This window comes from Aquabacterium sp. (genome assembly GCF_036279655.1).
Taxonomy (GTDB): Bacteria; Pseudomonadota; Gammaproteobacteria; order Burkholderiales; family Burkholderiaceae_C; genus Aquabacterium.
In genome coordinates this window covers 1-11,468 of record NZ_DASUIT010000080.1, presented here as the reverse complement: position 1 = coordinate 11,468, position 11,468 = coordinate 1, and the positions used below count along the sequence as shown (strand labels likewise).

Below are 11,468 nucleotides of genomic sequence, written 5' to 3'. Positions count from 1 at the left end.
TTTCGCTGCAGCGCGGGTGGCTTTGCTGGGGGGCAGTTTCGCCCCTCTGGGTGGGCAGAACCTGATCGAGGCCGCAGCCTGCGGCTGCCCCATCGTGATGGGGCCTTCGACCTTCAATTTTCAGGAGGCGGCCGAGCTCAGCGAGCAAGCCGGTGCGGCCCGCCGGGTGCAGGACTGGGCGGAGGGCGTCGCGTCCGCTGTGGGATGGGCAGCAGCGCCAGACCATGCGCTCAGTGTCGAACGTTGCCTGGCCTTCGCGCAGGCCCACCGGGGGGCTGCGGAGCGCATGGCGCATCTGATCGCTGGTGTGCGGGGGGGCTGAGCGAGGCTCAGACCAGCAGGTCTTCCCACTGCGGGTGGCGCTTGATGTACACCCGCACATAACTGCACACAGGGTCCACCTTCAGGCCTTCAGCGCGCGCCCAGGCCAGGGCGGGCTCCACCAACTGTGCGGCAATGCCCCGGCCTTCCAGGGCCGGGTGCACGAAGGTGTGCGTCATCTTGAGCACATCGCCCTGGCGGCGGTAGTCGCAGACACAGCGGTGCCCTTCGACGGTGGCTTCAAAAGTCTGCCCCTCGGGGCGGTGGGTGACGGTGATGGTCTCGCGGCTCATGGGCACATGATAGCCACGAAGACGCAGCCAGGTGCGGTGGAGCCAGCGGGTGATCATGGCCCGTCCTTGCGCTCAGAGCCAGCCCAGCGCACCCAGCAGGGCACCCGCAGCCACCAGCCAGATCAGCGAGATCTTCGTGCGCCACACCAGCACCGCGACCACGGCGCTCAGGAGCAGCGCACGGGGGTGCTCAATCGATGGTGACAGGATCCAGCCCGTGGCCAGCAGCAGCCCCACGGTCACAGGGGCCATGCCGCTCTGGAAGGCCTGCACGCCCAGCGCTTCGCGCCGCGAGGCCACCCAGCGCGAGACCACCAGCGCCAGCGTGGTCGAGGGGATCATGATGCCCAGCATGCTGACCACCGAGCCCACCAGCCCGCCGCTGTACCAGCCCATCAGGGCCACGAACAGCACATTGGGGCCGGGCGCAGCCTGGGCCAGGGCAATGGCCGCTGTGAAGTCGCCCTCGCTGAGCAGGTGGCCGTCGACCACCAGGCGGCGGTGCATGTCGGGCACCAGGGTGATGGCCCCGCCGATGGACATCAGCGACAGCGCCAGAAAATGCCCGAACAGCGCCCACCAGGTGTCGGGTGCCCAGGTCCACAGCGGGCTGCTCATGCAGCGCTCCTGCGGCGCTTGAGCACCACATAGGTCCAGGTGCAGGCGGCGGCGCCCAGGCCCAGCAGCACCCACACCAGCGGCCAGCGCAGCCAGGTCATCATGGCAAAGGCCCCAGCGGCCAGGCCCACGCAACTGCCCAGGCCCAGGGGATGCTCACGCAGTGGTGCTGCCAGCTTGAGCACCGTGCCCACCACCTGGCCACCGGCCACGGCGGTGATGCCCCACAGGGCACCTTTGACGGCATCGTGGGCTGGCGAGGCCTGCGGCGTGAGGCCCACCAGCCAGGCCAGGGCCAGCATCACGGCCATGGGCAGGGCGATCATGCCGGCCAGGGCGGCGCAGGCACCGCGCCAGCCAAAAAAGCGATCACCCACCATCAGTGAGAGGTTGCACACATTGGGGCCGGGCAGCACCTGCGCCGTCCCCAGCAGCTCCAGGAACTCGGCAGGGGTCAGCCAGCCTCGGCGCACGCACAGCTCCCGCTGTGCCACGGCGATCACGCCGCCAAAACCCTGCATGGCCAGGAGGGTGAAGGCCAGGAACAGGTGACCGGGTGAGCGGGGCGCAGCGCGCACGCCCCCATCCACCCCCCGGGGCTCAGCCATACACCGCTACCACCTGATAACCCAGGGCGGCCAGTTGCCCATCGGGGGTCCACAAGGTGGTGCGCTCGTTCACATAGCCCTCAGCCACGGCCAGGGCATCCTTGTCCATGAGCCAGGCCGCACCTTCGTCGGCGATGCTCACCGGGCGCAACTCCAGTGCCCAGGACACCGAACTGGCAGGGGCCGGGCCCTTGAGCTGGGCCAGGGCGGGTGTCGGGCCGGCGTCGGCCAGCATCACCGACATCAGCTCGCTGTCCACGCCCTGGGGGGCCCTCAGCCGGGTGTAGGTGCGGGTGGACCAGGTGCTGGCGCCCGTGAAGGGGTAGGCCCCTTCGGCCTGACGGAACTCCAGGTGCTGCGTGAAAGCCGGTGTCAGGCCTGGAATGAAGGGCATCGCCATGCAGGCGTCCATGGGCTGGGCGGGCGGGGTCAGCGCAGGCATCAGGGTGGACAAGGTGGAGTCACGTCCGGTGCCAAACACCGCCAGCAGCACGCCAGCCACGGCGCCGGTGCCGCCCGCGTGACCCTGGCGGATGTGCGCCTGCACCTGGCGCACGTTCTTGCCCTGGCGCAGCAGGTGCACCTCGATCTCGAAGCGGCCCGGGGCCACGGGGCCCACGAAGCTGGTCTGCAAGGCACGCAGTGGCCAGTCGTCACCGCAGACATCGCGCATGGCCTGAACGGCCAGCGCCGACAGCAGACCACCAAACAGGGTGCGGCCCTGCCCCCAGTCTTCGCCCACCTCAAAGAAGGCGCAGGAGCCCTCGACCTGACGGCGGGCGAGGAGGGTGGCAACGGATTCAGTCAGGACTTCGGACATGGCGGAGCAGGCAAAGGTGAAGGGAGATCACACCGATGCTACTGCCTTCGTGCCGGCCTCCGCTCGTGGAAGGATTTTTTCGATCTGGGCGGCCGACACCGGGCGGCTGAACAGATAGCCCTGGGCGATGTCGCATTTGCGCGCGCCCAGGAAGGCTTCCTGGTCGGGCATCTCCACCCCTTCTGCCACGACCCGCATGTTCAGGTTGTGGGCCAGGGAGATCATGGTGCTGACCAGTTGGGCGTCGTTGGCATTGCCCGGCAGGTCCTGCACGAAGCCGCGATCGATCTTGAGCTGGTGCACCGGGAAGCGCTTGAGGTAGGCCAGCGAGGAGTAGCCGGTGCCGAAGTCGTCGATGGAGAGTGACACGCCCAACTGGTGCAACTGCTGCAGGAACTGATCGGCCGCCTCGCCGTGCTCCATCAGGCCGCTTTCGGTGATTTCCAGCTCCAGGCATTCGGCGGGGAAGCCCGTGGCGCGCAGCACACGGGAGACCCGCTCGATCACGCCGCCGCGCCGGATCTCGGCGGCCGACACATTCACGGCCAGCCGACCAAAGTCCAGCCCGGCGTCCAGCCAGGTGCGGCCCTGGCGGCAGGCTTCGTTGAGCACCCATTCGCCCAGCGCCATGATCATGCCGGTGTCTTCCATCACGGGGATGAACTCGTCGGGGCCGATCGAGGGCAGGCACTCGTCGGTGGTGTCGGGCACGCGCAGCCGCACCAGCGCTTCCACGGCCACCACGCGGCGATCGCTCATGCGCACCATGGGCTGGTAGTGCAGGGTGAACTCGCGGTGTTCCACGGCGCGGCGCAGACGGGTCTCCAGCACCAACCGGTCCGAGGCCTGCGAGGTGAGCGATTCCGTGTAGAAGCGGAAGTTGTTGCGCCCCAGGCGCTTGGCCTGGTACATGGCCGTGTCGGCATTGCGGATCAGCTCGGCCGCGTCTTCGCTGTCGTTGGGGTAGAGGCTGATGCCGATGCTGGCGCGGACATAGACGTCTTGACCTTCGGCCAGATGGAAGGGGTCCGACAGGGTTTCGATCACGGCCTGCGCCACGTGGGCGGCCTGCTGTGGGTGGCGCAGGTGCTCCAGCACCAGGATGAACTCGTCGCCCCCCAGTCGACCCAGGGTGTCCTCCTGGCGGACGCGCTGGCGCAGGCGCTGGGCCACCAGTTGCAGCAGGGTGTCGCCAGCCGCATGCCCCAGGCTGTCGTTGACGGTCTTGAAGTTGTCCAGATCGATGAAGACCACGCCCACCAGGGTCTGGTGGCGGCGCGCCAGGTTGGTGGCATGTGCCAGCCGCTCCAGGATCATGCTGCGGTTGGGCAGCTCCGTCAGCGGGTCGTAGTGGGCCATGCGCGCCAGCCGGGCTTCGGTCTGCTTGAGCTGGGTGATGTCGGTGAGCACGGCCACAAAATGCGTGGGCAGCCCCTTGGTGTTGCGCACCGCGCTGATCGACAGCTTGGTGGTGAAGAGCTCGCCACTCTTGCGTTGGCACCAGGATTCGCCCTCCCAACTGCCGTGTTCGCGCAACTGATGGGCGATCTCGCCGATGATGTCGCCCGGGCTGTCGGGGAACATGAACTCGGGCGTGCGTCCCAGCACATCACCCTCGTCATAGCCCGTGATGCTGGTGAAGGCCGGGTTGACGGACACCAGCTTGCGATCCCGGTCGAACACGATCATGCCGTCGCGCGAACTCTCCAGGGCGGCGGCATGCAGGCGCACGCGCTCTTCCACCTGCTCACGGATCACTTCCTTGTGCAGATTGCCCATGGCAAAGGACAGGTCCTGCGACACATCGTCGAGCAGGGCCTTTTCATCCTGGTCCTGAGGGTTGAGCTGTCGGTCGAGCAGGAAGAGGTAACCCGCGATCGTCTGTTGATAGCGCAGCGGCAGGATGGCGCAACCCTGCAGACCGGCTTCGATGGCGGCGCGCGCCCAGGGCAGGCCCGTGCAGGCCTGGCTCAGATCGGCACAGTGAAAGCTCAGGCCATCGATCAGGCAGAGCTCCAGTGGCGAGCTCGACCCCCGGTGCGTGTTCAGCTCAAAGCTCAGCAGGCCGGGTTCGTTCATCACCTCACCGGCCTGGGCCAGGCAGTGCAGGGACTGACCGCTGAGATCCATCAGGCAGACCCAGGCCTTCTTGAAACGCCCGTGACGGATGGCGGTGTCGCACACCTGCTGCAACAACTGCTGCTCGTTGTTCGAACGGACGATGGCCTGATTGACATGGCTGAGGAAGTCATACAGCCGTGTCATGTGGATCAGGCGCTGCTCGGCGCGTCGGCGCGCGGTCACATCCCAGATCATCCAGACCACCCGGTCGCTGTCGCCCACGGGCGAGCACCGGCTGTCGAAGTGGCGCTGCCCTCCCATGATCCGGATGGGGTAGCTCAGTGCCTGAGTCTGGCGTGTTTCCAGTGCACGGCTGAGCACACTCTTGAAGACGGCGGTGGCTTCGGGCGAGAAGAACTCCGAGGCCAGGCGCCCGATCAATTGCTCACGCGGGCGGCCCAGCAGGGGGGTGTTGTTGCCGAAGATCTCCAGATAGCGGCCGTCCTGGTCCATCAGAAAGGCCAGATCGGGCAGGGCGCCGGCAAAGGCACGCAACTCGGCCTCACGCGCCTGCAAGGCTCGCATGGCATCACGCCGCTCCCGGTGGCTGCGGGCCAGTTGCCAGATCACGCCCAGGGTCAACAGGCCGACCAGGCCCACGATGAGCAGGTCCAGCCGCTGCTGCCGTGCGGTGGCAGCCTTCAGCCCGGCGTGCAATTCGGTGTCCAGCGAGGCGAGCGTGGGTGCGAGGGTCTGCAGGCCTGCGCCCTCCGGCTGGCGCGCGGCCTGCAGCTGGCGCCGGATCGTCAGGCTCAGCTCGTCAATGCGCTGCTGGTGTTCCTCGGGCAGCCAGTCCTGGGCCAGCAGGTCCTGGCGCAGACGCTCGTTGAGGTATTCCGCCTTGTTGCGTGCCACTTGGGCCTGACCTGGGAGTTGCGCCTGAAGCACGGCCGTCCCCAGCCGGTGCAGACCCTGCTGCAGGCTCAGATGATCCACATGCAGACGCTCCCAGCCACGGTGAGACCAGCTCATCAGGCCCAGACTGATCAGGGCCACCAGACTGATGGCGACGGCCATGGACGCGAACCGGCCCCTCCGGGGGCGCGAGGGCGCGGTGGCGGAGGCGAGCACAGGCGAAGGGGTGATGACGGGATCCGGAGACACAGGGAGAATGTTCTAGCGATCTGACGACATCGCAGCTTAGGTGAAAAAATACAGGCCTGCCTGCCACCCCTTCGGGTGGGCTTGGCGAACCCTGCACGCGCGGGGGGGCGCTTGAGAATTACTTCACACCTTCCAGATGACTGCCACTGATTATTCACCGACCCACCCGGCCACGTCCCGTTTCATCGACCTGCGTGGCCTGCGTCACCACCTGCTGGTCTGGGGTGATCTGGCCAAGGCCACGCCCGAGGCACCCCTGCTGGTGCTGGTGCACGGCTGGATGGACGTGGGGGCCTCCTTCCAGTTCGCCGTGGACGCCTTGCGCGCCCAGGCCGGGTTTGCCGAGCGACCCATCGTGGCCATCGACTGGCGTGGCTTCGGTTTATCGGACGCCAGCGGGGCGGACAGCTACTGGTTTGCCGACTACCTGGCCGACCTGGACTTTCTGATCGACGCGCTGTCTCCCACGCAGCCCATCGATCTGCTGGGGCACAGCATGGGCGGCAATGTGGTCATGCTCTATGCAGGCTTGCGCCCCCAGCGCATCCGCCGACTGATCAACGTCGAGGGTTTCGGCATGCCCGCCATGGCACCTGAAGAGGCGCCCGAGCGCTACGAAAAATGGCTGACCGAGCTCAAGGAGCCGGCCCGCCTCAAGGCCTATCCCAGCCTGCCGGCCGTGGCCGACCGCCTCCAGAAGAACAATCCACGACTGCGCTCGGAGCACGCCCTGTGGCTGGCCCGGCACTGGGCCCGAGAAGTGGGTGGTCAGTGGCACATCAATGCCGATCCGGGCCACAAGCGCACCCAGCCCTTGCTGTACCGTCTGCCCGAGGTGCTGGAGTTCTTTCGCCGCATCACGGCCCCGGTGCTGTTCGTCGAGGGAGACCAGACCTTGTACTTTCTCTTCTTCAACGGCCGGTATTCACGCGACGAGTTCATCGAGCGCGCCAGGGAGGTGCCCGATTTCACGCTCGAAACCGTCCAGGATGCCGGCCACATGCTGCATCATGACCAACCCGAGGCCCTCGCGGCACTGGTGGCTGCATTCTTGCAGGCCGCATGAGAAAATCCCGAGATTGCCGATCGAATCACTTTGAGCAGACACACCATCATGGACATCGAACACATCAACGCCCTGGGCTCCCAAATTGCCGACCTGACCCAGCGCACCTCTGAACTTCGGAGGTATCTTTGACTGGGATGAAAAGTCCCGCCGCCTGAGTGAAGTCAACGCTGAGCTCGAAGACCCCGCCGTCTGGAACGACCCCAAGCGCGCCCAGGAGCTGGGCAAAGAGAAGAAGACGCTTGAAAACGTGGTCCTGACCATCGCCGAGCTCGAATCCGGCCTGGCCGACAACGCCGAGCTGTTCGAGATGTCCAAAGCCGATGGCGATCAGGACGGCCTGCAGGCCATTGCCGACGATGTGGCAGCACAGGCCGCCCGCGTGGAAGCACTCGAGTTCCGTCGCATGTTCAACAATCCGGCCGACCCCCTGCCGGCCTTCGTGGACATCCAGGCGGGCGCCGGTGGAACCGAAGCCTGTGACTGGGCCAGCATGCTGCTGCGCCAGTACCTGCGCTACGCCGAGCGCAAGGGCTTCACCGCGACGGTCGAGGATGTCACCGAAGGTGACACGGCCGGCATCAAGAGCGCCACCATCAAAGTCGATGGCGAGTACGCCTTTGGTCTGCTGCGCACGGAAACGGGCGTGCATCGCCTGGTGCGCAAGTCGCCTTTTGACTCCTCCGGCGGGCGCCACACCAGCTTTGCCAGCGTCTTCGTCTACCCGGAAATCGACGACTCCATCGAGATCGAGATCAACCCGGCCGATGTGCGCACCGACACCTTCCGCGCCAGTGGTGCGGGTGGTCAGCACATCAACAAGACCGACTCGGCCGTGCGCCTGACCCACATCCCCACGGGCATCGTGGTGCAGTGTCAGGACGGTCGCAGCCAGCACAGCAACCGGGACGTGGCCTGGAAGCGTCTGCGCTCGCGCCTGTACGACCACGAACTGCGCAAGCGCCAGGAAGAGCAGCAAAAGCTCGAGGACACCAAGACCGACGTGGGCTGGGGCCACCAGATCCGCTCTTATGTGCTGGACAACAGCCGCATCAAGGATCTGCGCACCAACGTGGAAGTCTCCGCCACCCAGAAGGTGCTGGACGGTGACCTCGACCAGTTCATCGAAGCCAGCCTGAAACAGGGCGTCTGAGGTCGCAGCCCGCCGGGCATCGACCAGCCAACTGCACCTACACCGACAAGATCGACAAGAGGACTGCCATGCGTGAAGGTACCGCACCCCTGATTTGCCGCGAAGACTACGCGGCGCCGGCTTACTGGATCAAGACGGTCGACCTGACCTTTGATCTGGATCCGGCCAAGACACTGGTCATCAACAAGATGACTGTGGCGCCCAATGCCGACCAGCCCGGCGCTGCGCTGCGCCTGGATGGCGAAGACATCAACCTCACCCGTGTGCTGGTCGATGGCGAGCCCGTGTCCTTTCGGACCGAGAACGGCCAGCTGGTGCTGGAGAACCTGCCCCAGCAGCCCTTCAACCTCGAGATCCGCACCACCTGTGCCCCCGAGAAGAACACCCAGCTGTCCGGCCTGTATGTCAGCGGTGGCGGCTTCTTCACGCAGTGCGAGGCCCTGGGCTTTCGGCGCATCACCTACTTCCTGGACCGCCCCGATGTCATGGCCACCTACAAGGTGACCCTGAAGGCGGACAAGCGCAAATACCCCGCGCTGCTGTCCAACGGCAATCTGGTGGATGAGGGCGATATCGACGGGGGCCGCCACTATGCCGTCTGGGTGGACCCTCACCCCAAACCTTGCTACCTGTTTGCTCTGGTGGCCGCCGATCTGGTGCGCCGCGAACAGCGCATCCGCACCCGCGCCGGCAAGGACCACCTGCTGCAGATCTATGTGCGCGCCGGAGATCTGGACAAGACCGAGCACGCGATGAACTCGCTGATTGCCTCCATCGCCTGGGACGAACACAAGTTCGGCCTGAGCCTGGATCTGGAGCGCTTCATGATCGTGGCCGTGAGCGACTTCAACATGGGCGCCATGGAGAACAAGGGGTTGAACATCTTCAACACCAAGTTCGTGCTGGCCAACCCGGCCACCGCCACCGACGTGGACTTCGCCAATGTCGAAAGCGTGGTGGCCCACGAGTACTTCCACAACTGGACGGGCAACCGCGTCACTTGCCGTGACTGGTTCCAGCTCTCGCTGAAAGAAGGCCTGACCGTCTTCCGCGACCAGCAGTTCAGCATGGACATGGCCGGCAGCGACAGCGCCCGCGCCGTCAAGCGCATCGAGGACGTGCGCACCCTGCGCCAGCTGCAGTTCCCCGAGGATGCGGGCCCCATGGCCCACCCGGTGCGCCCCGACAGCTACATGGCCATCGACAACTTCTACACGGCCACCGTGTACGAGAAGGGCTCCGAGGTCGTGCGCATGATGCACACCCTGGTGGGTGAGGCGGGCTTTGCCAAGGGCATGGCCCTGTACTTCGAGCGCCACGATGGCCAGGCCGTGACCTGCGACGACTTCGCCCAGGCGATTGCCGACGCCAACCCCGACAGCGAGCTGGCCAAGCGCCTGCCCCAGTTCAAGCGCTGGTACAGCCAGGCCGGCACCCCCCTTGTGCAGGCCCACGGCAGCTACGATGCCGAGCACCGCATCTACACCCTCAAGCTCAGCCAGAGCTGCGCAGCCACTCCGGGCCAGCCGGTCAAGGAGCCCTTTGTCATCCCCGTGGCCATGGGCCTGGTCGCGCAGGATGGGCGCAACTTCCATCTGCACTTCGAGGGCGAGCTCATGCCCATCGGCCACGACACCGTGCTGGTGCTGTCCGAGCCCGAGCAGACCTTCACCTTCGTGCACGTGCCCGCCGAGCCGGTGCCCTCGCTGCTGCGCGGCTTCTCGGCCCCGGTGGTCCTGGAGGCCGAGCTGGGTGACGACGCCCTGTTCACGCTGCTCTCGCACGACCGTGATCCCTTCAACCGCTGGGAAGCGGCCCAGAAGCTGGCCCTGCGCCGCCTGGTCAACGCCGTCAAGGGTGGCGGCCACATTGAGCTGGACCACCGCCTGACCGAAGCCCTGCGTGGCGTGCTGCGCCACCCCGAGCTGGACGCGGCCTTCAAGGAACTGGTGCTGACCCTGCCCAGCGAAGCCTATGTGGCGGAGCAACTGGATGTGGTTGACCCGCAGGTCATCCACGCCGCCCGCGAGAGCCTCAAGCTGCAACTGGCCAAGGCCCTGCACGAGGACTGGATGTGGGCCTGGGAGCAGCACCACCAGCTCGGCGCTTACTCGCCTGACGCCACCAGCGCCGGCCGCCGTGCCCTGGCCAATCTGGCCTTGAGCATGCTCTGCCTGGACAGCGTGGCGCGCCACAACCCCCTGTGGGCTGGCAAGGCCTGGCAGCGCTACAAGGACGCCACCAACATGAGCGACCGCGTCGGCGCCCTGTCGGCCCTGGTCAACAGCCATGCCGACCTGGCCACCCAGGCGCTGGAGCACTTCCATGCCCAGTACAAGGGCGAGGCCCTGGTCATCGACAAGTGGTTTGCCCTGCAGGCCACCGCCGCCGAGAAGGACGGCAAGGTCTTTGCGCGCGTCAAGGCCCTGATGCAGCACCCCGACTTCACGCTGCGCACGCCCAACCGCGCGCGCAGCCTGCTGATGGCGCTGTGCCAGATGAACCCGGCCGCCTTCCACCGCAGCGATGCGGCAGGCTATGTGTTCTGGGCCGACCGCGTCATCGAGATCGACGGCATCAACCCGCAACTGGCGGCCCGACTGGCCCGCGCCATGGACCACTGGCGCCGCCTGGCCGAGCCTTACCGCACGGCCGCGCGCGAAGCCCTCAACCGTGTCGCTGCCAAGGCCGAGCTGTCCGACGACGTGCGCGAGATCATCACGCGCGCCCTGCAGGACTGAACGCACCGGTTTCAACCCCCTTCATTCAGCAAGAACTTTCATCATGTCCAAACGCATCAGCCTCACGCAGTACCTGATCGAGCAGCAGCGCGGGGAAGCTCAGATCCCTTCGCAGTTGCGCCTGCTCATCGAAGTCGTCGCCCGCGCCTGCAAGCGCATCGCCATCAGCGTCAGCAAGGGCGCCTTGGGTGAAGTCCTGGGCAGTGCCGGCAGCGAGAACGTGCAGGGCGAAGTCCAGAAGAAGCTCGACATCATTGCCAACGAGGTGCTGATCGAGGCCAATGAGTGGGGCGGCCACCTGGCCGGCATGGCGTCCGAAGAAATGGACGACATGCACGCTGTGCCCAACCGCTACCCGCAGGGTGAATACCTGCTGCTGTTCGATCCCCTGGACGGCTCCAGCAACATCGACGTCAACGTCAGCATCGGCACCATCTTCTCGGTGCTCAAGCACAAGGGCGGCGTCGATGTCAGCAACGAGAGCTTCCTGCAGGCAGGCACCGAGCAGGTGTGCGCGGGCTACTGCGTGTATGGCCCGCAGACCACCCTGGTGCTGACGGTGGGCCGTGGCGTGGTCATGTTCACGCTGGACCGCGAAATGGGCGCCTGGGTGATGACCGAAG

Annotated in this window: 9 protein-coding genes and 1 pseudogene; 5 read left to right on the top strand and 5 right to left on the bottom strand. The window is 66.2% G+C overall.

What is annotated here, in order from left to right; translation table 11 throughout:
- A partial coding sequence (locus VFW84_RS09930; RefSeq protein WP_414638953.1) for a 3-deoxy-D-manno-octulosonic acid transferase occupies positions 1–322 on the top strand: 322 nt, incomplete at its 5' end.
- Positions 323–329: 7 nt separating this feature from the next.
- On the opposite strand, the gene VFW84_RS09925 is transcribed toward VFW84_RS09930, so the two are convergent.
- The 5 genes from VFW84_RS09925 to VFW84_RS09905 are packed head-to-tail and all read right to left on the bottom strand — an operon-like array spanning position 330 to position 5,798.
- On the bottom strand, positions 330–671 hold the full coding sequence (locus VFW84_RS09925) for a GNAT family N-acetyltransferase (protein ID WP_329680296.1): 342 nt from the start codon (positions 669–671) through the stop codon (positions 330–332).
- 15 nt (positions 672–686) lie between these two features.
- Entirely contained in the window at positions 687–1,232 is a 546-nt protein-coding gene (locus VFW84_RS09920; RefSeq protein WP_329680295.1) for a chromate transporter, read from the bottom strand.
- Entirely contained in the window at positions 1,229–1,840 is a 612-nt protein-coding gene (locus VFW84_RS09915; RefSeq protein WP_329680294.1) for a chromate transporter, read from the bottom strand. Before VFW84_RS09915 ends, VFW84_RS09920 begins: the two co-directional genes overlap by 4 nt.
- On the bottom strand, positions 1,833–2,660 hold the full coding sequence (locus tag VFW84_RS09910; RefSeq protein WP_329680293.1) for a thioesterase family protein: 828 nt from the start codon (positions 2,658–2,660) through the stop codon (positions 1,833–1,835). Before VFW84_RS09910 ends, VFW84_RS09915 begins: the two co-directional genes overlap by 8 nt.
- A gap of 27 nt (positions 2,661–2,687) precedes the next feature.
- Positions 2,688–5,798: a sensor domain-containing protein gene (locus VFW84_RS09905; RefSeq protein WP_329680292.1), complete on the bottom strand. Its 3,111-nt coding sequence runs from the start codon at positions 5,796–5,798 to the stop codon at positions 2,688–2,690.
- A 223-nt stretch (positions 5,799–6,021) separates the two neighbouring features.
- On the opposite strand from VFW84_RS09905, the gene VFW84_RS09900 reads away from it, so the two are divergent.
- The 4 genes and pseudogenes from VFW84_RS09900 to VFW84_RS09885 all read left to right on the top strand — a co-directional run.
- A complete protein-coding gene (locus VFW84_RS09900; RefSeq protein WP_329680291.1) occupies positions 6,022–6,951 on the top strand; it encodes an alpha/beta hydrolase in 930 nt (309 codons plus the stop codon).
- 48 nt (positions 6,952–6,999) lie between these two features.
- Positions 7,000–8,104 (top strand): peptide chain release factor 2 gene (prfB, locus tag VFW84_RS09895; protein ID WP_329680290.1). Its coding sequence is split into 2 segments (ribosomal slippage): positions 7,000–7,080 and positions 7,082–8,104, totalling 1,104 coding nucleotides; the frame shifts between segments, so codons are not numbered across the junction.
- Positions 8,105–8,172: 68 nt separating this feature from the next.
- A complete protein-coding gene (gene pepN / locus VFW84_RS09890; RefSeq protein ID WP_329680289.1) occupies positions 8,173–10,845 on the top strand; it encodes an aminopeptidase N in 2,673 nt (890 codons plus the stop codon).
- A gap of 43 nt (positions 10,846–10,888) precedes the next feature.
- Positions 10,889–11,468, top strand: a pseudogene (locus VFW84_RS09885) (fructose-bisphosphatase class I); the annotation flags it as partial.

Coding starts and splice junctions, on each gene's coding strand:
- VFW84_RS09925 (WP_329680296.1), bottom strand. CDS start 671: ATGATCACCCGCTGGCTCCACCGCACCTGGCTGCGTCTTCGTGGCTAT.
- VFW84_RS09920 (WP_329680295.1), bottom strand. CDS start 1,232: ATGAGCAGCCCGCTGTGGACCTGGGCACCCGACACCTGGTGGGCGCTG.
- VFW84_RS09915 (WP_329680294.1), bottom strand. CDS start 1,840: ATGGCTGAGCCCCGGGGGGTGGATGGGGGCGTGCGCGCTGCGCCCCGC.
- VFW84_RS09910 (WP_329680293.1), bottom strand. CDS start 2,660: ATGTCCGAAGTCCTGACTGAATCCGTTGCCACCCTCCTCGCCCGCCGT.
- VFW84_RS09905 (WP_329680292.1), bottom strand. CDS start 5,798: ATGGCCGTCGCCATCAGTCTGGTGGCCCTGATCAGTCTGGGCCTGATG.
- VFW84_RS09900 (WP_329680291.1), top strand. CDS start 6,022: ATGACTGCCACTGATTATTCACCGACCCACCCGGCCACGTCCCGTTTC.
- pepN (WP_329680289.1), top strand. CDS start 8,173: ATGCGTGAAGGTACCGCACCCCTGATTTGCCGCGAAGACTACGCGGCG.